Origin of the sequence: Arthrobacter sp. M4, assembly GCF_020251205.1 — a bacterium.
Taxonomy (GTDB): domain Bacteria; phylum Actinomycetota; class Actinomycetes; order Actinomycetales; family Micrococcaceae; genus Arthrobacter.
In genome coordinates, this window is sequence record NZ_JAIWYX010000005.1 from 293805 (window position 1) to 318604 (window position 24800).

Here is a 24800-nt window from a genome sequence, read left to right on the forward strand (position 1 = left end):
GAGCTGTCATGCCTTCAGAGCGTGGACAGATCAAATGGGTCCTCTGCGCGAGAATCCGAAGCCATTTCGGCGTCGGTGAGTTGGCAGTTGCTCAGGAGTTGGGCGATTTCCTCGCCGTCCACTTCGTCCCCAGTGACCGCAAGGACGGTTCCCGCTAAGCCACCGAAACCGTCGCCGTCCAAGCGCGTGCCGTCGTCGTAATTTGCTGCCCACGGGCCGGTGTTTTCAAGCCAAACGCGGGGCCCCACGCCGCGAACGGCGATTCGGCAATCCGGGGCGGACGCCACCCAAAGCCGGCCACGCAGCCAGCAGTTCCCGGCGGCGAGGCGCGGCAAGGCCTCCTGGAGGCGACCGGGGTGCAGTGGGCGCCCGACGCGGTGCAGCACGGTGCGGAAATGGCTGCCTAGGCCATTGGCCGGCACCCGGACGGCGCCGGGGACGGAGCGCAGCACTGCCTCGCCGAAGTCGTGCCGGCCGGGCCGGAAGTCGCCTTCAAGCGTGTTGATCGCCGCGTGCGGCGCGATTTCCTGGAGCAGTTCAGTGCCGCGTCTGCGCAGACCCGGCGCCGCCGGCAGGAGGCCTGGGCCGGACAGCAGGACAGTGTCGCAGTACGCGAGTTCCTCGATGAGGAATTCGCCGGGCGTGCGCTCGTCTTCCGGATGGGCGGTGAATCCGGACTCGAAGAGGGTATGCCGGTCCCATAGTTGGTCTTCAACGGCGGCGGGGTCGCAGGCAAGGACGGCCGAGGCGATTGGCACCTCCGGGCCGATTCCCTGCCGCAGGCCTTGGACCGCGGCAGCCGCAGGGACCCCGCCGGGTAGTCCGACGACGATCTCCGATACGCCTTGATCCAGCAAATGCGCGACGGCGGGGACGACGTCAAGCCTCACGGTGCAGCTAAGGCAGTCGTGCTGAAGCACGGTTTCGCTGCGTTCGTACAGTTCGCCACCGCGGTAGAGGCGGCGGAGGACCACTCCGTGTTCTTGAAGATCATGGACGACGACGGCGGTGCCAGGCCGCGCGGCTGCGATCGCCTCGCATGCGGGTCCCCGGCCGAGGGGGTCAAGTGAGCTCACGACGATGATGGGCATGGCCACTATCTTACATGAGAATCGTTCTCATTAATACGGATAGGCAGATCCGGCTCGCGGAATTGCTGGAGGGTTCCGTCTGCTAAGTCGACGGGTTCATCCGCCGCTGCACGCGTTGGGCAACGGCTATCAGGCGAGCCGGCAGCTCCGCCTGCTTTTCTTCCTTTTCCATGCGATGGCGGGGGCCCACCACGGCCACGGCTCCTACGAGCGTTCCCACCGAGTCCCTCACCGGGGCGGCAAAGGCGATGATGCCTTCCTCGAGTTCCTCGATGGTGCTGGCCCAGCCGCGCTCCCGAACGGCCTTGAGTTCTCGAGCCAAATCCTCATGATCCGTGATTGTCTCCGAGGTGAGGGCTTCCAGCTCGTCTCCCAACACCGCTTCCACTTGTTCCGGCGCGAGCTCGGCGAGCAGCAGCTTTCCGGTGGCTGATGCGTGATGAGGCCATCGCATACCGTACATCTCAGACATCTTCATTCCCAGTCCTTTCGGCGACGCCTGGAGCACCAGGTCCAGTTCGTACAAGCCGTGCCTAAGGCTGAAGGTGACTGTTTCCCTGGCTTCGTCCGCAAATTCTTCAAGGATGTCCTTGATTCGCGGAACTAAACCCGAAGCGGGATCGACAGATTGGGCGATTCGTGCGAGGTCCCACCCGAGGGAGTACAGCGTGTCCTGCCGGTCCACGATCCCTTCCTCCTCCAGCGTCACCAGGAGGCGGAATGTGGTGGCGCGTGCCAACTCGATCTTTTTGGCAACATCCGTGACTGTCATCGGCGCTTCTGACGCCGCCAGTGCACGCAGTATCCGGATTGCCCGTGTGACAGAGCGGTTGGCGTACGCCGGCTGGGCTGGTTCCTGACTGGTGGTCATCGTCGGTCAAGGCCTTTCGGGAAGGGGTATACCCAACCCTAATGGCCCCAGCGGAGGCTAGGTGAAAACCTTGCCCACGTCGTTTTCAGGACCGTCCAGTTGATGGATCGTCCTGGGCGTTTGATCCGACATCGGGCTCCCATCGGGTCATTATCCGATGCCCAGGCATGTTTCCGTCCCGTTAACATTCTGAACTCCGCGTTCAAAACTCTTGACGCTGTGATCGAGACCACCCTACGATTTTGATCATTCAATAACCAAGTTGTTCATTCAGTGAACAGATGGAGGCTAGTTCTTTGAATCAGATGCGTCTTTTTGCTTTCGACTTCAACGGTCCCGCTCATCTCTCCGCGGGCCTGTGGAGGCATCCGGACGACCGCGGGAACGAGTACAAGTCGGTGCAGTACTGGATGGAGTACGCCCGGATGCTGGAGGACGCGGGCTTCGACGGGATCTTTTTCGCCGACAACAACGGCTACCACGACAAATATCAGGGCAAGGTCGACGGCGCCCTGCGCGATGCCGCCCAAATCCCCGCCAATGATCCTGCTTTCCTGATTCCTGCCATGGCCGCAGCAACCCGTCACCTGGGATTCGGTGTGACCTCTTCAACCGCCTACGACCACCCGTACACCTTGGCCAGGAAGTTCTCCACCCTCGATCACCTCACCGGCGGGCGGGTCGGTTGGAATGTCGTCACCTCCTACTCCGATAGCGCAGCCCGCAACCTGGGAACCGGGACCCAAACCGCCCATGACGATCGATATGAGATCGCCGAAGAGTTCATCGACGTGGCGCTGAAGCTATGGGAAGGCTCCTGGGACGACTACGCCGTCGAGCGGGACAAGGCGACCGGAACGTATGTGGACCCGAGCCGAGTGCACCAGATCGGCCATGAGGGCAAGCACTTCACCGTGCCCGGGATATTCATCTGCGAACCGTCGCCCCAGCGCACCCCCGTGATCTTCCAAGCGGGCGGATCGCCCCGCGGCGTAGCACTTGCGGCGAAAACCGCTGAGGCCGTCTTCATGAACGCCGCCACCAAGGCCGGTCTGAAGAAGCAGATCGACGCGCTTCGTGCCAAGGCTGTTGAGGTCGGCCGCGACTCATCGCATATCGCCGTTCTCCAGATGATCACGGTCATCAGCGCCCCCACCGACGAGGAGGCGCAGGCCAAGTACCGCGAATACCTGGAGTACGTTGACTACGAAGGCGCCATGGCCCGATACAGCGGCTGGACGGGGCTCGACATGGCCCAGTTCGATCCGGACGAGCCCTTTGAGAACGTCCAAACCAACGCGGGTCAGACGATGGTGGACTTCTTCACGAAGATTGACCCGGACAAGCGCTGGACGCCCCGAGACATCGCCGAGTACAACGGCATCGGCGGCACTTCCCCGGTGATTGTTGGCGGCCCCAAGACCGTTGCGGATGAGCTGATCTCCTGGATCGACGAGACCGGCGCGGACGGCTTCAATATCTCGCACGCGGTCAAGTTCCGGGACATCCAGGACTTCGTTCGCTACGTAGTTCCCGAGCTGCAGGCCCGTGGTGCCATGCGCACCGCTTACGACGGCGACACCCTGCGGGAGAACCTCTTTGGCCCAGGCCAGGCGCGGCTCGCCGAAGACCACCCCGGGCTCGCCTACCGCAGCGCATTATCCGCCAAAGGCTCATTGAGCACCACGCCTTAACAGGCCTTCCAAGGACAACACCCATGAACACCGATGTCACGGCTCCGGCAGGAGCCATCACCGCCACCGAGTACCGGCAGGTCCTCGGGCTTCTCCCCACCGGGGTCGTGGCGATTACTGGCTTCACAGACGAGGGCAACCCTATGGGCTTCGTCGTGGGGACCTTCCAGTCCCTATCCCTCGAACCACCCCTGATCACCTTCTGCGTGGACAAGTCGTCCAGCACTTGGCCAACCCTACGCAACCTCGGGCGGTTCACCGCCAACATCCTCTCCACCGAACAGCTCCCTGTTTGTCGGGCCCTCTCCCGCAAGGGCGACGACAAGTTCGCCGGCATTGAGTACGAGGCAAGCCCTATCGGCACTCCCCGCATCCTGGGCTCCACCGCCTGGATCGACTGCCGGGTGGTCTCCGAAGTCGTAGCTGGCGACCACTACATGATCGTCGGATCAGTCACCGCAATGGAGGCCGGTGAAGGGGAAGCCCTCATGTTCCGCGGGGGCAAGTTCGGAGAATACCTCCTCTGGCCGAGCCCCGAAACGACGCCGGCAACGACGCCGGCACCCGAAAAGAAGAAAGCAGAAGAACGATGACCATGCTGAAGCGCATCACCGAGGCTTGGGCCCGGGCCTGGGGCGAAGGAGACACGGCGGCCTTCGAACAGATCCTCGCCAAGGACTACCGCCGCCACTCCAAGACCGGGGAGGAAGGGCTCGCCGAGGTCATTCGCCAGATCGAAGAGTCCCATGCCGCATTTTCCGATTTTCATGTGGACGTGCTGCAGGCCGTCGAAGGTTCTGAGCTCATCGCCATCCATTGGCAGAGCGCAGGTATCCACACCGGAACATACATGGGCGTACCGCCGACCCACCGTGCCGTGACGGTGAACGGTGCATCGTTCCTGAGCCACAAGGACGGACTCATCACCGAGGAATCAGTGGTCTGGGATCCCCGGGAGCTTCTTTCGTCCATGAATATCTGGCATCTGGGTGACCAGGTGGGGAGGAACGCGTGAACACAGTGGAGCTTGGAACACAGGCGACGGACCGTGCCGTGAATGCGAATGACGCCGACGTCCCTTTCATCCGCGTGAGGAACCTGACCAAGGTTTTCCTGGCGCGCAAGTCCAAGCGCATGCGCTTGTTCCCCGGAAGGCAGGCGGCGAAGGGATTCACCGCCGTCAATGATGTGTCCTTCGAGGTGCAGCGGGGTCAGATCTTCGTCATCATGGGCCTATCCGGTTCGGGGAAGTCGACCATCATCCGCATGGTCAACCGGCTCATCGACGCCAGCGACGGAGCCATTTCGGTGGGTGGCAAGGATGTCTGTTCACTGGGGCCCACCGAGTTGCGTGCCTACCGGAACCAGACCATCAACATGGTCTTCCAGCATTTCGGGCTTTTCCCGCACAAGTCGTTGATCGACAATGTGGCGTTCGGGCTGAAGGTCCGCGGCGTGGACAAGGGCATCAGGGAGGCCAAAGCTGCCGAGGCCCTGCGGCTCGTAGGGCTGGGGGACCGGATCCATGCGATGCCGGACCAGCTTAGCGGCGGCATGAAGCAGCGCGTCGGGCTGGCCCGGGCGCTGGCCACCGACGCCGAAATCCTGCTGATGGACGAACCCTTCAGTGCCCTGGACCCGCTTATCCGCAAGGAAATGCAGGAGCTGCTGATCAAGCTCCAGCGCAACTTCAAGAAGACCATCATCTTCGTGACCCACGACCTGAATGAGGCCATGTACCTCGGGGACCGGATCATGGTGATGAAACAGGGCAAGGACATCCAGAACGGCACCGCCCTGGACCTGCTTGAGGCCCCTGCGGATCCGTACATCGAGGAATTCGTCGCCGAGGTGGACCGCAGCCGGGTCCTCACCGCGGGGTTGATCGCCCGCCACAGGCATGTCGGGCAACCAGACGGCCCTGTCCGTCCGAGCGACGGTGCCGAGCGGGTCTCCGAGGGCACCGTCCTGCATGAATTGCTACCGGTCTTCGCAGCGGGCGCGGAACGCATCGGCGTCGTCGATCAACAGGGGGAATCCATCGGAATCGTCACCGCAGAGGACGTCTTTGCGGCACTCTCACCCAAGGGGTTCAGCAATGCGTCTTAATATCGGCGACTGGTTCGCGTCCATGATCAACTGGATGCTGGCCAACTTCGGAGGATTCTTCGACGCAGTCTCCTGGCTGGTCAACCTCCTTGTAGGGGAAGTGGCCAACGTCTTGATCGGCCTGCACCCGTTCCTGGTCATCGCGGTCCTCGCCGCAGCCGCCGCAGCCCTGACGCGCAGCCTTGGCCTGACCGTGTTTTCGGTGCTGGCGTTCCTGCTCATTGTTTCAATGGGGCTGTGGCCCGAGGCCATGTCCACCCTGGCCGTCGTGCTCGTCTCGGTGGTGTTCTCCCTGGCCATCGGCATCCCTATGGGGATCTGGGCCGCCCTGAACAACACCGTCAGCAAGATCGTCCGCCCGGTCCTGGACCTCATGCAGGCCATGCCTGTATTCGTGTACCTGATCCCGGCCGTGTTCTTCTTCGGCGTCGGCATGGTTCCCGGGATCGCGGCCACGATCGTGTTCGCCATCCCGCCCGCGGTGCGCCTGACCGAACTGGGTATCCGCAAACTCGACCTCGAGTTGCTCGAAGCCGCGACGGCGTTCGGTGCCAAGAGGAGCCTGATCCTCAAGGATGTCCAGCTGCCGCTGGCGTTCCCCTCGATCATGGCCGGCGTCAACCAGGTGATCATGCTTGCCCTGTCCATGGTGGTGGTCGCAGGACTCGTCGGGGCCGGCGGACTGGGTGGCGTCGTCGTCCAAGGCGTTGCCCAGCTCGATACCGCCCGCGGCTTCGAAGGCGGAGTCGCCGTCGTAATCCTTGCCGTCTACCTGGACCGTGTCACCAGCGGTGCCCAATCCCTCGGGGACGTCCTCCGCAGGAGGCGCACCCGCAAAGAACAACGCGCCGCGGCCGCAAGCGATCCAGCCGCAGCCGTCAGCTAATCCCAACCCCCAACCCCAACCCCAACGTATTGGAGATCCGCTTTGAAAAAGAAGATCGGGGCCTTTCTGGCCTCCGCCGTCCTCACCGTGTCCCTGGCAGCCTGCTCCGGAGTCACCACCGCCGCACCCAATTCCCAGGCAAGCAACAAGACCATTACCGTTGCCACAGTGGCCGGCTACGACGACGTAGTTGCCGTCAATGGCCTATGGCAGCAACTTCTCAGTGAGCACGGATACACGCTCCAGACCAAGCAGGTGGACTTGGCGGCTGGCTTCTCCGGCGTCGCCCGTGGCGACCTGGACGGCTACCTTGACGCGTGGCTGCCCAGCACGCACGGCACATACGTGGACAAGTACAAGGACCAGCTCCAAATTCTTGACAAGCCCTTCTTCACCAACAACCGCCTTGTCCTGGTCGCGCCGAAGTCGGTCCCCGAGAACACTATCTCGGAGGTCGTTCAGAACGCTGCAAAGTACGATTCCAAGATCGTCGGCATCGAGGCCGGATCGGGCGAGATGAAGCTCCTCCCCGACGTGCTGAAGAAGTACGAAGCGACGGACAAGCTGAACATTGTCGCGGGCAGCACCCCTGCAACACTGGGAGCCCTCAAGGACGCCACCGCCAAGAACAAGCCGCTCGTGGCCACACTGTGGCAACCGCACTGGGCCTTCTCCGAACTGCCAATCAAGGCCCTCGAGGACGACATGGGCGCTTGGCCCAAGCCGGACGGCTCGTTCGTGGTGCTCTCCAAGAAATACGCGGAGAAGAACCCTGAAGTCGTCAAGTGGATGACCAACGCCAAGCTGACCGACGAGCAGTTCGCAAGCCTGATGCTTGCAGTCAGCAAGGTCAAGGACCCCGTCGAAGGCGTCAAGAACTGGCTTCAGGCACCTGAAAACCGGAAGGCGACCGACAGCTGGTTCAGCTGACGAGTTTTACGCCCCATCCCAGTCAACAGCAGATAGGAAAACTGATGTCCCCACAACTCAGCGGCGTGCTCACCGCTTTGGCCACACCGTTCACCCCCGACGGCGGGATCGACGTCGCGGCGCTACCGTACCTAGTGGACCGTTCCATTGACGGCGGAGTCAACGGGGTGGTTGCCTGCGGTTCCACAGGTGAGTTCGCGACGTTGAGCGCCGACGAGCGCCGCCTGGTGGTTGAGACGGTGGTGGAGCACACTGCCGGCCGGGTGCCGGTAGTGGCGCAAACCGGTGCAACCAGCACCCGGGAGGCTATCAGCTTGTCCCGCCATGCGCAGCAATGCGGTGCCGACGTGCTTATGGTCGTGGCTCCCTATTACGACCCGCTCTCCCTGTCCGAAGCCAAAGCGTATTTCCGCTCCGTGGCCGAGTCCGTGGACGTACCGGTAATGCTCTACAACATGCCCCCGCAGACAGGGATCAACCTCGATGCGGACACGGTGGGGACGCTGGCCCGCGAAGTGGAGAACATCCGCTACGTCAAGGACTCCAGCGGCGACATGGGGCAGGCTACCCAGTTGATCCACCTGCACGGCGAGCACATCTCGACCATCGTTGGGTGGGACAGCCTGATCTTGGCGGCCCTGACCGAGGGCGCCGCTGCCGTCATGGCTGGCACGGCGAACATAGTGCCGCGGGAGATCGTGGCCGTCCAGCGGGCCGTCGCAGCCGGTGATTATGCCGCGGCCAAGTCCGAGTGGGCCCGCATCTATCCGCTGATCGACGCCATTCTTACCTCGCCGTACGTGCCGGCGGTCAAGGCCGCCCTCAACCTGCTCGGCCACCCGATTGGCTCACCCCGCCGTCCCACTGAGGACCTGGCACCGGCGTCCGTGGCGCGTATCCAGAATCTCGTTGCCGAGCTGCAGCTCGAGGCAGCGTACGCCTAACCCTTCCAATAACCAACAGGAGTGATAATGACATCTTCAACAGCCACCATTTCCGGCGCAGTGCGCCGTCCCACCGAGGCGACGCCGCTTCTCGCCGCCGGCGAGCTTCCTCCGACCCAGCACTTCATCGGCGGCCAGTTCAGCGCAGCAACTTCCAGCGAGACGCAGGCCATCGTGGATCCGTCTACCGAAGAGATCGTGTGCGAGATTCCCCAGGGCACCGCCGAGGATGTCGATGCCGCCGTCCTCGCCGCCCTCGAAGCCAAGGAAGCGTGGGGACGGACCCTGCCGAAACAGCGGGCGGAGATTCTGCTAGCTATCGCGGACCGGCTCGCCGAGAATGCAGACTTGCTCGCCCGGCTGGAAGCCCGCAACACCGGCAAACCGCTCATGGTGGCCGAGGACGACATCGCCAACTCCATCGACTCCTTCCGGTTCATGGCAGGGGCGGTCCGTTCCACGACCTCCATCGCGGCAGGCGAGTACACCGAGGACCACCTCTCCGTCATCCTGCGCGAACCTCTCGGGGTCATCGGTGTGGTGACTCCGTGGAACTACCCCCTGCTGATGGCAGCCTGGAAGATCGCCCCGATCCTGGCTGCGGGCAACACGATCGTGCTCAAGCCCTCCGAGCAGACCCCGCTGACCACGCTGAAGTTCGCGGAGCTGACCGCTGACCTGTTGCCTGCGGGTGTGTTCAACGTCGTCACAGGCCTCGGCCCGGTGGTCGGCGCTCGCCTGGCCGAGCATCCCAAGGTTGACATGATCGCCCTCACCGGATCCGTTAACAGCGGACGCGCAGTGGCCCGCGCAGCTTCTGAGACGATCAAGCGCGTGCACCTGGAGTTGGGCGGCAAGGCCCCGCTGGTGATCTTCGACGACGCCGACCTCGCCGCAGCGGCCGAGTCGCTGCGCGCCGCCGGATACTGGAACTCCGGACAGGAGTGCGGCGCCGGCTGCCGCGTGCTCGTCCACGAATCCGTAGCCGAGCGGTTCACGGAACTTCTGGTCGAGCAGGTGGGAAGCCTCGTGGTGGGCGAATCCACCGCCGGTGCCGACGTCGAACTGGGCCCGATGATCTCCAAGGCCCATTACGAGCGCGTCCTGGCGCACCTCGAACGCGCCCAGGCGGACGGCGCCAAGGCCGCTCTTGGCGGCGGTGCCCTCGAGGGGCCGGGTTACTTTATTGCACCCACCGTGCTGGTAGATGTTCCCAAGGGCGCGGCCTGTACGCAGGAGGAGATCTTCGGCCCAGTGGTCACCGTCGAGACATTCTCCACCGAGGAAGAAGCAGTCACCGGGGCCAACGAAGTTCCGTATGGCCTTGCCGCTTCTGTGTGGACCCTCAACGCGCAGCGCAGCCATGACGTCGCCTCGCGCCTGGATGCAGGCACCGTGTGGGTCAACTCGCATTTGGTGTTGGCCAATGAGATGCCGTGGGCCGGCTTCAAGAGCTCCGGCTACGGACGCGACCTGTCAGCCTACGCCCTGGATGACTACTCGCGCACCAAGCACGTCATGCACAACAAGGCTCGGTAAGCAGCTGAGCTTGGGTGCCAAGCCGCCGGGCGGAGTCTTGAAGCTGAGACTTCGCCCGGCGGCTTCATGCGCCCAGAACGCTGAACAACGGCTTCCTTATTCAGATTTCTTGCCACAAATCTGAATAAGGACCTCGCGAGCTCTCCGTCGAAGTCGTCACAGTACCGAGCGCTCATTTGTGGGAAACAAACTGCAGCCTGGTGTTCGGGGCGGCGAGTCGAGACTTCGCGTAGAGCCACGCAATTATTCCGAACAGCGGCAAGACGAACATCACAACCAGCCAAATCGCTCTGGCTGTTTGATCCAGGCGGTCCTCCCTTAGTACGTCGAACACGCCCCAGATGATGGACCCCAATATGAAAAGCACAGACAGTCCACCTAGGGCAACAAAAGGCCATTCCCAAGGTTCCATATTGCTCTCCCTCCAGTGGAGGTCAGGCTAGCACTCCGCCCAGGCCGGTAAACAGACTCCCCGCAGCGGACCTGCCAGGACGAAATAAACACCCAGTCTCATTGGGGCGCGGTTTACGCAAACGGCACTACAAGCTAGGCCGTAGATCCTGAGTTCGGCAGTGCCTTTGGGCCTGGATCTGGGCCAGCGCCCAAAGGCCTCAATAGGGGCAGGCGTCGGACTGCCATTGCCGCCTTCGCAAATGGATGTGGCTACCCCCGCCGCAGCCACTCCACAACCCGGTCCATGGTGCGGTCCGCGGCGCCGTCTTCGGGCCGGTTGAGGTGCCCGTGTTCCGTGCCCGGTTCGGTGATGACCTCGACGTCGATGCCCGCCGCCGCGAGCATCGCGCCGAACGCTTCGCCCGAGACGCGCAACTCATCGGCCTCGTCGTTGACCATGATGGTGGGCGGGAAGCCACGGAGTTGCCCTACAGATGCCGTACCCGGAATAGCAGCAGCCGGTCCGCCGGCAACAGGACCGCCGAGGTAGTTTTCGTACATTGCCAGCACGTTTGGCGCAGAAAACACATCAGGATCCGCCAACCCACCCAGGAGCGCCGCCACGTCGTCGGGCGTTTCCGGCTGCACCGCGTGCAGCGTCGGGTAAGCGAGGAAAACGCGAGCTGGCAGGCGCTCGGCCGGGCCTTCCAGCAATCGAATCACCGCGCCGGCGGTCAGGTTTCCGCCGGCGCTGGCGCCGCCAATGGCCAAGCGCAGAGGGTCAATCCCCAGTTCGGAAGCCTGGTTCAGCGTCCATTCCCAGGCATCCACCACATCGTCGGAGGGCGCCGGAAAATGTGTGTCATTGTCTTGGCATAGACGGTAGTCAACGCTTACCACGGTCACGCCACGCGCGGCGAAACCCCTGGATGTGTAGTCGGCTTCCGGCCAGTCCAGGGTTCCCTCGCGGAAGCCACCGCCGTGCACCCACACAAGACCGGAGCCGGCAGGAGCCACCGGCGTGTCGTCCTTGGGTGCGGCGGCGGGATGCACGCGGACGCGGATGGGGCCGTCGCGACCATCGATAACGCGGTCGACGCCGGTTCCCGCCTTTGCTGGGACAACACCTTGGGGCGAGGACATGCGGGCTCCTTTGCTCGAAGCGAAGTAAGTGAATCGATTCAGAATCCCACGCCAGGCCCTGCCTGCGCTAGCCCTGCCTGCGGGCTGGTCAATGGCCCGGATCCAGGAGGCAATGTCAGTGCCTGGTCAATTTCTCCTGGTCCGGCTCGAGGTCGCCGATATGGCCGGGCGCGTTCGCCGCCAGGACGCGCTGCACGAAGGCGCCATACTCATACATGAAGTGCCGAAGGAACTTAACCGTGCCCTCATCGCTGACTGTTCCGTCCTCGCCGAAGATTTCGGGTTGGAAGCGGATATACGCTTCGGGTGCGTTCAATTGTGGAGCATCCAGGAAGCTCAGAACGCTGCGCATGGACGACTGCATAACAGCCGTACCAATTCCACCGGGAGATGCACCAATAATTCCCGTGGGTTTCCGGGCGAAGGAATTAGTTCCCCAAGGCCGCGATGCCCAGTCAATGGCATTCTTTAGTGCGCCCGGAATAGAGCGGTTGTATTCGGGGGAAATGATGAGGATTCCGTCGGAGCTGGCGATAGCGTCCTTGAGTGCCTTTCCCTCCGGCGGGTAATTACTGTCATAGTCCCTGCTGTACAAAGGCAAGTCTTTGATGGGAATCTCGGTGAATTCGAGGTCCTCCGGAGCCAATTTGATGAGGGCTTTGGAGAGGGTGCGATTGATGGAACCAGTGGAAATACTGCCGACAAGGTAGCCAATTTTGTACGAGGCCATAGCGGGCTCCTTCCCGACGGCACGGACAACACCGCCGTCGTCGTTCGGGTGCCGGTGGGACCCGGCACAAATGCGAGCCTAGTCCGCAGGGCCTCCCAAAGGAACGGCGACCCGGGCAGCAAAGTGCCGGGCCGCCGTCGGGCTCTCAAACCGACCACGCTCCGGTGCCGCGGGGCCCGTACTCCAAATGTGCTTTTCCCGACGCCTACTCGCCGCGGAAGACGCGCTTGGCGACGGCCATCGCAGAAACGGCGCGGGGCCAGCCCGAGTAGAAGGCCAGGTGCGTGATGGCTTCAATGAGCTCTTCTTCGCTGAGTCCGTTCGATTTTGCTTTCGCCAAGTGGAAGTTGAGCTGCTCAGCGTTGCCGCCTGCTACGAGCGCGGCCACGGTCACGAGGCTACGGTCGCGGGGTGAGAGATCGGGGCGCTCCCACACCTGCCCGAACAGTACGTCGTCAGTAAAGGCCGCCAATGCGGGAGCGAAGTCGCCGAAGGCCTTCTGGGCGGCGGTGGGTTCGGTGGTAGTCATGAGTGTCCTTTCTGGGACTGACGTGGAAGGTACGACGGCGGGCTGGCGGGTTCAGCGCTCACTCGCCTTATTCATCCAAGCCCCCTTTACGGCTTGGAGGGAGGGCACTGCCGATACTGGTTATGGCAGTACCTCCCTGCTACCGCAGCGGCGCGCCTAGCATGAATGCCATGGACAATCGGACGGAAGTGCGCGAGTTCCTTTCATCGCGCCGCGCCAGGATCACGCCGGAGAACGCCGGGCTGACAATCTTCGGAGGCAACCGACGCGTTCCGGGATTGCGCCGTGAGGAAGCGGCCATGCTCGCCGGCGTCAGCATCGACTACTACACGCGGCTCGAACGCGGGAACCTCGCCGGAGTTTCTGAAAGTGTGCTGGAGGCGCTGGCCCGGGCACTCCAACTGGACGAGGCTGAGCGGGACCACCTCTTCGATCTGGCCCGCCACGCCAATGCGTCCTCCAGCAGCCGTCCGCGCGCGGTGAAGCAGCGGGTCCGTCCAAGCGTCCAGTTCATGGTGGACGCCATCACGGCGGCGCCCGCCTTTGTTCGGAACGGCCGGATGGATATCCTCGCCGCTAACCGACTCGCGCAGGCCCTTTACGCCCCGATGTATGCCGATCCGGTGCGTCCGGCGAACCACTCGAGGTTCATCTTCCTCGATCCTGCGGCCATGGAGTTTTATCCGGATTGGAATCTCGCTGCGAACAACAACGTGGCCATTCTTCGCACCGAATCAGGCAAGAATCCCTATGACAAAGGCCTCGGAGACCTCATCGGCGAATTGTCCATGCGCAGCGAGGAATTTCGGACCCGATGGGCCGCCCATAATGTGCGTCGCCACTACACAGGCAACAAGAATTTCCACCATCCAATAGTGGGAGACATTGAGTTGATGTTCGAGGCCTTGCAACTCGCCGAGGACCCCGGACTCACGCTCACTGTGTACCCTGCCGAGCCGGGGTCCAAGTCCGAGGAATCCCTGCGGCTGCTCGCGAGCTGGGCCGCGACTGAAGGCGCCATGCTGGATGCCGTCAGCGACAAGCACCTCCAACGGCCCTGATAGGCCTCGGCCCTGATAGGCCTCAGCACTGATAGGCCTCACCACTGATAGGCCTCCTAGGAGTACAAATGGAATACACCCGCCTGGGAACCACCGGCCTCCAGGTGAGCCGGATCGCGCTGGGCTGCATGAGTTATGGCAACCCCGGCACCGGATTGCACGGCTGGACCCTCGACGAGGACGCCGCCCAGCCCTTCTTCCGCCAGGCCGTGGAATTTGGCGTCACGTTCTGGGACACCGCGAACGTTTACCAGCAAGGCAGTTCCGAGGAATTCATCGGCCGCGCAATCGGCCGCTATTCCCGCCGCGAAGACATTGTCCTTGCCACGAAAGTTTCCGGGAAGATGCACGACGGTCCGGGCGGGAAGGGCCTGTCCCGTAAAGCAATCCTCGAGCAGATCGATGCCTCGCTCACCCGCCTTGGAACCGACTATGTGGATCTTTACTACATCCACCGGTTCGACCCGGATACCCCGGCGGAGGAGACGATGGAGGCACTGCACGACGTCGTTAAGGCAGGGAAAGTGCGCTACCTTGGCGCCTCGTCGATGTGGGCGTGGCAATTGGCCAAGCTGCAGCACGCCGCGAAATACGGCGGATGGACACGTTTTGGCGCGATGCAGGACCAATACAACCTCCTCAAACGCGAGGAAGAACGGGAAATGATCCCACTCTGTGCCGACCTTGGTGTTGGGCTGGTGCCTTACTCGCCGCAAGGCAAGGGCCGGCTCACACGCCCGTGGGGACAACAGACTGCGAGGTCCGATGTGGACGCTGTCGCCAGGACTTTTGACAGCCCCGCTGACCAGCCAATCATCGAAGCAGTGGAACGCGTCGCCGATGCGCGGGGAGTCTCCATGGCACAGATCGCGCTGTCGTGGGTCCTGCGAAACCCTGCGGTCTCCGCCCCGATCGTTGGCGCCACCAAGCCACACCATCTGGCCGACGCCGTCGCTGCGCTTGACGTACGGCTGAGCGACGAGGAAGTCGCCCAACTCGAGGCGCCTTACCGGCCGCAGTCACCCTACTGGTACTGACGTCCCCAGTGGTACTGATTGCGGACAGCCGCTAGTTAGCTGGAGAAAACAGCGACCCGCCGCCTCCACCCGAACCCCGGCCGAGGGTCAAGGGAAGGGCGACGGGTCGCCGTCGTACTGCCATGGAAGATCCCTGACCTGGCAGCGTTTCTTGCCCAAGACGCCGTACAGTGCCGGCACGGCGCCCCGGAACTGCTGGCGGCCTCAGTCCGCCAGCAGGCGGCCCCACCTTGGTGCGAGCAAGGGGGCGCCGGCAAGCTTGAGGGAGTGCCATAAGGTCACGGCCACGGAGTCGAGCACCGGCACGCCGGTACGCTCCTCGACGTCGGCCGCAATGTTGGCACCGTACAGATTCGTGCAGAGGTACACCAAGGCATCGGGCTTGGCAGCGGCGAGCTCCAAGGACCCCGGCAGCATCTCCTGGTCCGTGACGCGGGCAAAGGACTCGTTGTGGCTGAGGTCCAGGTGGCGGTGGTCGATCGTCTTGATGCCTTCCCGGGCGTAGGACTCGATCACAGCCTCGTTGACGTCGCCTGTGTAGGGCGTGAACAGGCCAATCCGCTCGGTGCCGAATTCCTTGAAGGCGGCCAGGTACGCGAGGGTGGACGTCGTGGCCGGGATGCCGGTGGCGTCCGTGATTTCGGCGACCAGCTCGTGATCGTGCGTCGCTCCAAGCCATGATCCGGAGGTGCCGTTCCAGGCAATGACATCCACTTCCGACGTCGCCAGCAGCTCTGCCGCGGCACGCATCCCGGCGGCGTCGAACTGCTTGTCAGACGATTCATCCAATGCGATCCGGGTGACATTGATCCGGGTGAAGTGCAGCGTGACGTCGCGGCGCTCGCCCAGGATGCGGTAGCTCTGCGGTTCCAGGCATGTATTGGAGGACGGCACGATCATGCCGATTCGGATGGGACGGGTTGTCGAAGGCATAGGAGGTTCCTTAGGAGACTGCGGAAAAAGGCGCGGCGGGCAGAGATAGCGGAGCAACGGCGTCGCGGTGCTCGGTGAAACCGTTGCGGGCCACGAAGCGGCCCACCGGGCCCGGATCGTGGAAACCGTCCGCGTCCAAAACCACCCGCCCGTTGGAAACGACGACGGCGGGCCAGCCGCGCAGCGTGAGGCCGTCGAACGGAGAGAAGTCCGTGCCCATATGAAGCGAATTGCCGTCCACCGACCGAGACTCGGACGGGTCAAGGATCACCAGGTCGGCGTCGAAGCCTTCTGCGATCACACCCTTGCCGGGCACCGCGTTGATCCGGGCCGGACCGGCAGCGAAAACTTCCACGAAGTCCTCAACGGCGGCACCGGCGTCGAGCATTGCGGTGAAAGTGACCGGCATCCGGGTCTCTACGCCCGGTAGGCCGTGCGGCATAAAGCGGACATCGTCCGTGCGCTCGCGCTTCTGGGACAGGTCGTAGCAGGAGTGGTCTGAGGAGATGGTGTGGACAGCGCCCGCGGCCAGCCGTTCCTTGAGCGCCGAAACGGTCTGGGCGTCACGCATCGGAGGGCAGCACGCGTACCACTCGGGGAAACGGCCCGCGTACACGGAGTCGTCCAGCGTGATGTAGTGCGGGCACGTCTCGGAGTAGGCATCCTGGCCGCGGCGGCGGGCCTGGCTCACCAGGTCTACGGCGCCGGGCGTGGACTGGTGGACAAAGTACACGGGAGCGCCGGCGTACTCAGCCATAGCGAGGGTCTCCTTGACCGAGATCTCCTCGGCCAGGCCCGGCCGCGTCCGGTGCAGGTGCTCGATGCCAATGAGCCCGTCCGCCGCGTGCTGCTCAGTGCAGTCCGCAACGATGGCATCGTGCTCGGCGTGGATGTATGTCAGGCCATCCAGGCGAACCATCTCGCGCATGACCTTGAGGATGGTGTCGCCGTCGGCCATGGTAGTGCCGCGGTTGGTGGTGTACATCTTCACGGAACGCACACCCTCTGTGGCCATTTGCTCCAGCTGCCACGGCACGGTTTCGTCCCACTGGACCACGGCGCCGTGCAGGGCGACGTCGCAACGGGATGCCCGGGCGAGCGCTTTCTTGTGGAGGATGGCTTGGAGCGGGCTCTCCTGTGCATCGCGGGGGATGCCAAAGTCGATGATGGTGGTGGTGCCACCCCAAAGGGCCGCCGTCGACGTGACTTGGAAGTCGTCCAGGGTGCGGTACCGGCCGGTCACCTGCGCCACATGGCAGTGGCCGTCCACGCCGCCGGGGATGACCATCTTGCCGCTTGCATCAATGGTGTGCTGCGCTTCGGGGACCGGCTGGGCGGCGTCGAGCAGTTGTTGGATTTTGCCACCGTCCACCACCACATGGGCGGTGTGCCGGCCAAAGCTGTTGACGACAATCCCGTTGGCAATAACGAGTTCAGGGATGTGGGACATCGGTGTCCTCCTACTTGGAAACGGAATGGTCGACGGCGGCAGCCGGCTCGGTGAGGGAGTTCTGCGCTGCGGTCAGCGCGGCGTCGAGGGTCGGCGACAGACCCCGACGGCGCTTGGCCGGCGGCGGTGCGAACGCTCCCTGGCGGTGCGGACCCGACTTGAGCGCCACGATGGCTTCCGTCATCCGGATTCCCGCGGAGATACCGTCGACCACGGGGACAGGGATCTGGCCCTCCAACTCGCGGGCCAGCCCGGCGAGCGGCGCTCCGGCGAGAATAACGACGTCGGCCCCGTCCTCGGTGACGGCCTGCCGGCTGAGTGCCAGGAGTGTGTCCTTGAAATCGGCTTGCACGGAGCCGATTCCGTTGAGGGACTCGTTGATCGAGCGGATCGAGGCGAGCCGGCCGCCGAGGCCAAAGTGCTCTACGCAGTCCCGGTACCAGGCTTTGATGCGGTCCGAGATGGCGATGATGGAAAAGCGGTGGCCTTGAAGGGCTGCGGCGCAGAGCGCTGCTTCCGTGATGCCGATGACCGGAATGTCGGTAAGTTCTTTGAGGGCAGGCATGCCCGGGTCGCCGAAGGCGGCAACTACCACCCCGTCAACGCTGCCGCCGTCGTCCTTTTGTCCGGCGGCGTATTCGGCGATGATTTCGGCGACGGCGCCGGCGGCTATGAGCGACTCGAAGCGGGTTTCGATGTATTCCACACCGTAGGCTGCCGTGCGCACCACAAGTTTGGTGTCCGGTCCGGCCGAGCGTAGGGCCTCGGTCTCAATCAGCGCTGTGACATCGTCACTGATGTTGGGGTTGATGACTAGCAGTTTCATGTTCTCTTCCGATGTAGCTGTGGTTCCGTCCGGCGGAAATCCTCTGGGAACTGTTCGCGGTACTTGCCAATGTGGGACACCGATTGGGCGGCGGCCCGTTCGGGGTCGCCGCTGGCGATCGCGGCGTAGAGTTCGCGGTGTTCCTGGATCAGTTCTGGCAGGTCGCTGACGTGGCGGAAGAGCCAGTGCATGCGTCCCTGTAGGGGTTCCAGCGCGGAGCGAAGGAAGTCGTTGTTGGCGATGGCTGTGATGGCGTCGTGGAACTCGGAATTAGCGCGGTGTGCGTCCATGATGGCGCCCTTGGCGAGGCAGCGTTCGGCCTCGTCCAGGAGTTCCTGGAGCTTTTGCAGGTCCTCTTTGGTTGCCCGGATGGCGGCGAGGCGGCAGGCCAGGACCTCGAGGGAGGTCCGGACGTCGAAGAGGTCCTCGACGTCCTTTGGCGACAGGCTGCTGACCTCCATGCCGCGGGATGCACGGTCCGTGATGAGGCCTTCCTGGCGGAGCATGCGCAGGGCTTCGCGGACGGGTAGCCGGGAGACATTGAATTCCGCTGCCAGGTCGCGTTCCACCAGCCGGGTGCCGGGGGCGTAGTGACCTTCGAAAATCCTCGAACGAATGGTGTCCCGCACTGTCTCCCTCAGGGGGCGGTCGGTGACGGGGGTTTCATCTGTTGTCAGCATCGTTACTCCATTCGTGCGTTTTTGGTGACTCTACGTCCTCACCGGCCCCAGGTGCTGGAGGGCTGAAACGGCCGAAGGCCTTTTCAAGGGCCGCTGCGACTGCGAGCACTTCACGATCATGGTAGGGGCGGCCAACCACCTGGATGCCTATGGGGAGCCCTTCCCGGGACAATCCGCACGGCACCACTGCCACCGGGAATCCGAGGATGCTGATGGCCCTGCAGCAGGATCCCAGCTCAGTCCAGGGAATGTCCTTGCCCTCGACCACGAAGCTTTGCTTCCTGGGATCCGACGCCGGCACGCTGGCCACCGGCAGCAGCAGGATGTTGTGCTGGTCCATGAACCGCAACACCTGCGCGCGGATCGCGTCGCGCTCCGCGGCGGCTTTGCGGTAGTCCACCACAGTGCCGGGCGTCTTGCCCAGCAGGGCCGCACGGAGCGTGCTGCCCAGCTCATCCTCGCGGCCCTTGGCCAGTTCCACTACCTCGGGCATGCCCTCGGCAGTTCGCAGGGCTACGAAGGCAGCCGCTGCCCGGTCGAGCCCGGGTGGCCTGCCGTGCGTCGTGGGAACGCCGAGGCCCTTGAGGGTCGCGGCGGCCGATCGTACGGCAGCAACCAGGTCGGCCCGGACGGGGTGCGTTCCCTCGTCCTCGAACCATGCACAGCTGATCCCGTCCAGGGTTTGGGCCGGATCTCCCAGCGGAACAGGGACTGTGGACGGGTCCACGCCGTCCGGACCGGCAAGGATTCCCAGCAGAATGCCCAGGTCCTCCACGCTCCTGGCCAGCCAGGCCACGGTTCCCAGCCGGTGGAGGGCGGACATCGAGTTGGGCGCTGGCAGGCTTCCGGCGGGCAAGCAATTTGCGGGAACGTACGGCAGGAGCCCCGTCTCCGGAACCAATCCGACCGTGGGCCGAAGGCTGGCCAGGCCGGTGCAGTGGGCCGGCCAGCGGATGGATCCGCCAAAGTCCGTGCCCAGTCCGAACGCGCTCATCCCGGAGGCTACCGCGGCGCTGTCTCCGCCGGTGGAGCCGCCCGACGTTAGGCCGATGTCCCAGGGGTTCCAGGTATCGCCGAAGAGCGGGTTGCGTGTGTGGGTTTCAACCGCGAATTCCGAACAGTTTGTCTTGCCGAGCAGCACCGCACCTGCCTCCTGGAGGCGACGCACCGCCGTCGCGGATTCCGCGGGGATGTAGTCCCCCAGGAGGGGGCTTCCCGCCGTCGAACGGAGTCCCTTGGTGGCCAGGGTGTCCTTGACCGTGAACGGCACACCGTGCAGGGGACCAAGGAAGCGGCCAGCCGCTGCCGCCGCGTCCGCGGCCTCCGCTTGGACGCGTGCCAACGGATTGGGGGTGACGACGGCGTTCAAGCGGGGATTCGCTTCAGCGATCCGTTCAAGGTGCAGTTCCAAACATTCGACGGCGGTCACGCGCCTTTCCCGCAGCAGGCCGGCCCACTCGGACATTGACAGAGCCGTGAGCTGTCGGCTGTCAATGGCGTTTGCCGAAGGCAGGGCGGTGTTGTTCATGTCCGTCCCTATCTTGTGGTGGCGGCTGCAGTGCCGGCGTCGTTCATGGTGATCTTCGACGTCTCTTTGGCCACGTAGACGCAGTACACCATAAGCAGCAGGGTGGCGGAGAGGTATCCGGCCACTGAGAACCCGGTGCTTGTCAGGGTGATCAGCTGGATGGCGATCAGCGGGGCGAAGCCGCCGCCAAAGACGCCAGCGAGCTGGAAGCCAACGGCGGAGCCGGTGTAACGGACCTTGGTTGCGAACAGCTCGGGGATGAACGACGCCACTGGGGCGTACATCGCGGCCACGATCACCAAGCCGATCGCCGGGGCGATCACCACCAGGAACGGGTCCTTGGAGTTGAGCATCGCGATAAACACAAAGCTGTAGATGATGCCGGCGACAGCGCCGCCGATCATCACGGGCCTGCGGCCTACACGGTCCGAGAGCGCACCGAACAGCGGGATGCTGATCATCTGCGCGACTGCGGAAACCGTGGATGCAGCCAGTGCCAGGCTCTTCGGCAAGCCGAGGTGTTCGGTTCCGTAAACGAGGACGAAGAGAGCGAAGATGTAGAAGGCGATGTCGCTGCCGATACGGGCGCCGACCGCCAGGGCAAGCTGCTTCTTGTAGTGCTTGAAGACGTGGAGCAGGGGAGCTTTGGCCTCTTCCTGCTTCTTCTCCGCCGCCTTCTTCTCGGCCGCCTCGAACACCGGGGACTCGGCGAGCTTCATGCGGATGTACAGGCCAATCGCAACCAGCGCGAAGCTGATCAGGAAGGGGATCCGCCAGCCCCAGGCCATAAAAGCGTCCTTGTCCAGGATTGATGTCATGAGCGTGAAGATGCCTGTTGCCAGCAGGAGGCCGGTGGGTGCTGCGGTCTGGACCAGGCTGCCGAAGAGTCCCCGGCGGCCGCTCTTGTCCGATTCGGTGACCATAAGAGCGGCACCGCCCCATTCGCCGCCGATTCCAATGCCCTGCAGGAAGCGCAGTGCAACCAGCAATGTGGGAGCCCAGACGCCGATGTTCTGGTACGTAGGGAGGAGGCCGACGGCAGCGCTCGCCAGGCCCATCAGCAGGAGCGTGGTGACAAGGACGTTCTTGCGGCCGATCTTGTCACCGAAATGGCCGAAGATGGCGGCGCCCAGCGGGCGTACCACGTAACCAACGGCGTAGGTGGCCAGAGCCAGCAGGAGGCCCGTGGCAGGTTCGGAGTTGGGGAAGAAGAGGATGGGGAAGACGATGGACGCTGCGGTGCTGTAAGCGAAGAAGTCATAGTACTCAAGGGTGGTGCCTACGAAGCTGGCGGCAACGACCCTCTTCATTGTGTTGCTGCCGTTCTTCAGCTTGCCATCAGACACTGAACCGTTGGTCTGGGATTTGATCGACACGGGCCCTCCTGGGCGATGTGACGGGCTCAATTGAGCTATTGAATAGGCGGTGGTGTCTGTTTGGGATCCCAAATATGACGGTAGATGCAGGACACCTTTGTGTCAATGAGTTTGGGATCCCAAACAGGGAACGGTGGGACGTGAAGCTAAACCGGCAGTCGCTTGCCGTAGTTCAGCGTCAGGACGGAGGCGCCCATAATGACGGCGGACCCGACGAAGTACAGCAGCGCCCAGGTGTAGGACCCGGTGGCTCCAACAATCAGGCCTACAACAATCGGGGTGACGAACCCGGCGATGTTGCCGCTGAAGTTCATTGCGCCGCCCAGGACGCCGGCGTTGGTGCGGCCGCCCAGAATGGACGGGATAGACCAGAAGAGGCCAACCCAGCGGAGGAAGAACAGCACCACGGAGAGAAGTACGACGGCGGTGATCGGGTCAGCGACGACGGTCACCCCTACCAGGCCGCCCACCACGACGACGCTGGAGATACCCAGCAGGGTGCGCATCACCAGGTTGGCGGAGCCGCCGGCGGCGCGCCACTTGTCAGCGATCGTTCCGCCGAGAATCTCACCGACGAAGCCTGCACCGAAGATCACGAACGTGGACCAGCCGATGGTCTTGAGGTCGAAGCCCTTGGCCTGGGCCAGGTAAAGCGGGCCCCAGGTCAGCAGGCCGTAGAACACGCCGTTGAATCCCAGCCAGCCAAAGCACATCGCCCAGAAGGAACGGAACTTAAGGTACGGGAGGAGGGCGCGCTTGCCCTTGCTGCCTTCTTTCGCCGCCTCGGCATCCTCTTCAGCATGGGATGCCTCGATGTAGGCGGCCTCCGCTTCGCTCACGCCGGGGTGCTTGCGGGGGTTGTCCCGGATGTACCACCAGACGGCGATGCCCATGACCACTGTGGCGATACCGGCGATGATGAACGAGTAGCGCCAGCTGCCGGTGGAGGCGATCAGCCAGGTGATGATGATGCCGCCGAGGCCGGCACCCAAGGGTGCCCCGGCGTCGAGGATGGTGGCGCCGCGGCCACGTTCCTTGCGGTGCATCCAGATGGCGTTGAGCTTGCCGCCAGCCGGCATCACGCCGGCTTCGGTGACGCCGATGCCCAGGCGGGCGATGAACATGCTGAGGAAGCCGCCGGCCAGGCCGGAGGCCGCGGTCGCGGCGCCCCAGCCGATGCACGACGCCGTGACCACCTTGCGGGGGCCGAAGCGGTCGATGAGCCAGCCGACGGGGATCTGCATGAGGGCATAGGTCCAGAAGAACGCTGAGAGGAGCAGGCCAACCAGCTCGGGGGCGAGGTTGAATTCCTTCTGGATGATGGGCAGGGCCACGGAGATGGAGCCGCGGTCGATGTAGTTGACCGCGACAAGGATGAGGAGCAGGACAAAGAGTTTCCAGCGGACGTTTGTGCGGCGGTGCACACCGTCCTTGCCGGGTTTGCCGGCTTGGCCGGTATCGGTTTGGGTGACTGTTTCAGTGTTTTGGAGGGACACAGCTTCTCCTTAGGGGGAGTCACGCGAGCGGGGATGGGCTGGGAGCCTTTGCATGGGTGGCCCTTCCAGCCGGACTCACTCCTCCGGAGCACTCGGCGCTGCTCTTCCATGGGAAGGCTGCGCCGCCGTTATCTGGAGTCCATTTTTGGGATCCCGGGTTGGGATCCCAAAATCAAATGTAGGTGTGGTGCGCGCCACTGTCAATGGGTTGTTGGGGTGTGGGAATAAAAGTGATTTGTGACTGGACTGCAAGTTTGTCGCGAGGCGACCCACTTCCTGTGCGCCCACAGTGCTGAGTCTTCGCTGACCGTTAACCTCGCGGTTCTTTTCCGGCAATGACCACTGCACCTTTGTCTCGTTCGCTGGTAATGAAAGCGCGATCATTCTTTGTGGCATCCAAACTTCCAAATGTTTCGGGATGTCCTTCATGAACTTATGAAAGCGCGATCATATGTGTTCGAACCTCTCCAAAGGAGCACCATGAAGCGCCGCACTGTCCTAGTCGGAGCCGCCCTTGCGGTCACCGGCGCCCTGTTCACCACCGCCTGCACCCCTCCCGGCCAAGCCTCCTCGACAGGCGGCGGGGGCGAGACCCTCGTGGTCTACAGCAACTCCGTCTCTGATGGTCGCGGTGACTGGCTCACCAAGGAAGCCGAGGCTGCCGGCTTCAAGCTCCAGCTCGTGGATCTGGGCGGCGGCGACGTTATGAACCGCCTGAGCGCCGAGAAGAATAACCCGGTGGCCGACGTGACGTTCGGGCTCAACAACGTCTATTTCGAAAAACTTAAGGCCCAGGGGGCCCTCGAGTCGTACACCCCGGCCTGGTCCGCTGAGGTGGACGCCGCCCTTGGCGACAAGGACGGCAAGACGTTCTGGCCGATCGTGCGCGAACCGATCATGCTGGTCTACAACAAGAACGCCTATGCCACCCCGGCGGACGCACCGCAGGACTGGACCGATCTTTGGACCAAACAGCAGTTCAAGGGACGTTACGAGACCCAGACTGCGCTCGGCGGAGCGACCACCCAGATGGTGATCTCCGGCATCCTGGCCCGCTACCCGGATCCCAACGGCACCCTCGGCGTATCCCAGCAGGGCTGGGACCAGATCAAGGCCTTCTTCTCTAGTGGCAGTCCCGCGGTCAAGGGCACGGACCTCTTCGCGCGTATGAAGGACGGAAAGGTCGACGCCGGCCAGATGTGGCTTGCTGGCAAGGCCAGCCGCGAGAAGCAGTACGGCATCGCCACGGAGGCGGTCAAGCCCGCCGTCGGCGTCCCCTACGCGGTACAGCAAGTCGCCCTCGTCAAGGGTTCCAAGAAGGCCGAGGCGGCCAAGAAGTTCATCGACTGGTTTGGCTCCGCGGACATCCAAGCGAAGTGGTCTAACAAATTCTTCACGGCCCCGACCAACACGAAGGCCCTGGCAACGGCAAACAAGGACGCGGTGACGCAGACTGACGCCTTCACTGCGCAGAAGATCGACTGGGCCCTTGTTGCGAAGAACATCGACAAGTGGGTCGAGAAGATCGAGCTCGAGTACCTGAAGGGCTAGGAC

24 protein-coding genes are annotated in these 24800 nt (G+C 63.5%); 11 read left to right on the top strand and 13 right to left on the bottom strand.

Going from position 1 to position 24800, the window contains the following annotated elements; all coding sequences use genetic code 11:
* Positions 1-14 precede the first annotated feature (14 nt).
* Complete coding sequence (locus LD110_RS11455) at positions 15-1091, bottom strand: GTP-binding protein (RefSeq protein WP_225498925.1); 1077 nt, start codon at positions 1089-1091, stop codon at positions 15-17.
* An 82-nt stretch (positions 1092-1173) separates the two neighbouring features.
* Entirely contained in the window at positions 1174-1962 is a 789-nt protein-coding gene (locus LD110_RS11460) for an IclR family transcriptional regulator (RefSeq protein WP_225498926.1), read from the bottom strand.
* Positions 1963-2267: 305 nt separating this feature from the next.
* Here LD110_RS11460 and LD110_RS11465 point away from each other — a divergent pair, with 305 nt between their 5' ends.
* Genes LD110_RS11465 through LD110_RS11500 form a run of 8 tightly spaced genes read left to right on the top strand, consistent with a single transcriptional unit; the run spans position 2268 to position 10064 of the window.
* Entirely contained in the window at positions 2268-3656 is a 1389-nt protein-coding gene (locus LD110_RS11465; protein WP_225498927.1) for an LLM class flavin-dependent oxidoreductase, read from the top strand.
* 23 nt (positions 3657-3679) lie between these two features.
* A complete protein-coding gene (locus LD110_RS11470) occupies positions 3680-4249 on the top strand; it encodes a flavin reductase family protein (RefSeq protein ID WP_225498928.1) in 570 nt (189 codons plus the stop codon).
* On the top strand, positions 4246-4671 hold the full coding sequence (locus LD110_RS11475) for an ester cyclase (protein ID WP_225498929.1): 426 nt from the start codon (positions 4246-4248) through the stop codon (positions 4669-4671). The genes LD110_RS11470 and LD110_RS11475 overlap by 4 nt, the downstream gene beginning before the upstream one ends.
* Positions 4668-5765, top strand: a complete 1098-nt coding sequence (locus LD110_RS11480) for a glycine betaine/L-proline ABC transporter ATP-binding protein (RefSeq protein WP_225498930.1) — start codon at positions 4668-4670, stop codon at positions 5763-5765. The genes LD110_RS11475 and LD110_RS11480 overlap by 4 nt, the downstream gene beginning before the upstream one ends.
* Positions 5755-6651 carry a proline/glycine betaine ABC transporter permease gene (locus LD110_RS11485; protein ID WP_225498931.1) on the top strand — a complete coding sequence of 299 codons (897 nt, stop codon included), beginning with the start codon at positions 5755-5757 and terminating at the stop codon, positions 6649-6651. The genes LD110_RS11480 and LD110_RS11485 overlap by 11 nt, the downstream gene beginning before the upstream one ends.
* Positions 6652-6693: 42 nt before the next feature.
* Positions 6694-7581: a glycine betaine ABC transporter substrate-binding protein gene (locus LD110_RS11490; RefSeq protein ID WP_225498932.1), complete on the top strand. Its 888-nt coding sequence runs from the start codon at positions 6694-6696 to the stop codon at positions 7579-7581.
* A 44-nt stretch (positions 7582-7625) separates the two neighbouring features.
* Positions 7626-8525, top strand: a complete 900-nt coding sequence (gene dapA, locus LD110_RS11495; protein WP_225498933.1) for a 4-hydroxy-tetrahydrodipicolinate synthase — start codon at positions 7626-7628, stop codon at positions 8523-8525.
* 27 nt (positions 8526-8552) lie between these two features.
* Complete coding sequence (locus tag LD110_RS11500) at positions 8553-10064, top strand: aminobutyraldehyde dehydrogenase (RefSeq protein ID WP_225498934.1); 1512 nt, start codon at positions 8553-8555, stop codon at positions 10062-10064.
* Positions 10065-10236: 172 nt separating this feature from the next.
* Here LD110_RS11500 and LD110_RS24070 read toward each other — a convergent pair whose 3' ends face one another.
* The 4 genes from LD110_RS24070 to LD110_RS11520 all read right to left on the bottom strand — a co-directional run bounded on the left by LD110_RS24070 (position 10237) and on the right by LD110_RS11520 (position 12859).
* Positions 10237-10476, bottom strand: coding sequence for a PLD nuclease N-terminal domain-containing protein (locus tag LD110_RS24070; protein WP_225498935.1), 240 nt, complete (start codon positions 10474-10476; stop codon positions 10237-10239).
* A 251-nt stretch (positions 10477-10727) separates the two neighbouring features.
* Complete coding sequence (locus tag LD110_RS11510; RefSeq protein WP_225498936.1) at positions 10728-11600, bottom strand: alpha/beta hydrolase; 873 nt, start codon at positions 11598-11600, stop codon at positions 10728-10730.
* 115 nt (positions 11601-11715) lie between these two features.
* Positions 11716-12330, bottom strand: a complete 615-nt coding sequence (locus tag LD110_RS11515) for an NADPH-dependent FMN reductase (protein ID WP_225498937.1) — start codon at positions 12328-12330, stop codon at positions 11716-11718.
* A 205-nt stretch (positions 12331-12535) separates the two neighbouring features.
* Entirely contained in the window at positions 12536-12859 is a 324-nt protein-coding gene (locus tag LD110_RS11520) for a carboxymuconolactone decarboxylase family protein (protein WP_225498938.1), read from the bottom strand.
* A gap of 170 nt (positions 12860-13029) precedes the next feature.
* Here LD110_RS11520 and LD110_RS11525 point away from each other — a divergent pair, with 170 nt between their 5' ends.
* Together LD110_RS11525 and LD110_RS11530 are read left to right on the top strand one after the other, a co-directional pair.
* Positions 13030-13920 (top strand): helix-turn-helix transcriptional regulator, encoded by an 891-nt coding sequence (locus LD110_RS11525; RefSeq protein ID WP_225498939.1) that lies wholly within the window; start codon positions 13030-13032, stop codon positions 13918-13920.
* 68 nt (positions 13921-13988) lie between these two features.
* Positions 13989-14957 (top strand): aldo/keto reductase, encoded by a 969-nt coding sequence (locus LD110_RS11530; RefSeq protein WP_225498940.1) that lies wholly within the window; start codon positions 13989-13991, stop codon positions 14955-14957.
* Positions 14958-15161: 204 nt separating this feature from the next.
* On the opposite strand, the gene LD110_RS11535 is transcribed toward LD110_RS11530, so the two are convergent.
* The 7 genes from LD110_RS11535 to LD110_RS11565 form a co-directional block, all read right to left on the bottom strand.
* Positions 15162-15890, bottom strand: a complete 729-nt coding sequence (locus LD110_RS11535) for an aspartate/glutamate racemase family protein (protein WP_225498941.1) — start codon at positions 15888-15890, stop codon at positions 15162-15164.
* Positions 15891-15900: 10 nt separating this feature from the next.
* A complete protein-coding gene (locus LD110_RS11540) occupies positions 15901-17340 on the bottom strand; it encodes an amidohydrolase family protein (protein ID WP_225498942.1) in 1440 nt (479 codons plus the stop codon).
* 10 nt (positions 17341-17350) lie between these two features.
* Positions 17351-18166: an aspartate/glutamate racemase family protein gene (locus tag LD110_RS11545; RefSeq protein WP_225498943.1), complete on the bottom strand. Its 816-nt coding sequence runs from the start codon at positions 18164-18166 to the stop codon at positions 17351-17353.
* On the bottom strand, positions 18163-18846 hold the full coding sequence (locus tag LD110_RS11550) for a GntR family transcriptional regulator (RefSeq protein WP_225498944.1): 684 nt from the start codon (positions 18844-18846) through the stop codon (positions 18163-18165). The genes LD110_RS11545 and LD110_RS11550 overlap by 4 nt, the downstream gene beginning before the upstream one ends.
* On the bottom strand, positions 18830-20374 hold the full coding sequence (locus tag LD110_RS11555; RefSeq protein WP_225498945.1) for an amidase: 1545 nt from the start codon (positions 20372-20374) through the stop codon (positions 18830-18832). Before LD110_RS11555 ends, LD110_RS11550 begins: the two co-directional genes overlap by 17 nt.
* Before the next feature lie 8 nt (positions 20375-20382).
* On the bottom strand, positions 20383-21750 hold the full coding sequence (locus LD110_RS11560; RefSeq protein ID WP_225498946.1) for an MFS transporter: 1368 nt from the start codon (positions 21748-21750) through the stop codon (positions 20383-20385).
* A gap of 146 nt (positions 21751-21896) precedes the next feature.
* The gene (locus LD110_RS11565; protein WP_225498947.1) at positions 21897-23246 is read right to left on the bottom strand and encodes an MFS transporter; all 1350 of its coding nucleotides are present in this window, start codon (positions 23244-23246) and stop codon (positions 21897-21899) included.
* A gap of 480 nt (positions 23247-23726) precedes the next feature.
* On the opposite strand from LD110_RS11565, the gene LD110_RS11570 reads away from it, so the two are divergent.
* Entirely contained in the window at positions 23727-24797 is a 1071-nt protein-coding gene (locus LD110_RS11570; RefSeq protein ID WP_225498948.1) for an extracellular solute-binding protein, read from the top strand.
* Positions 24798-24800 lie beyond the last annotated feature (3 nt).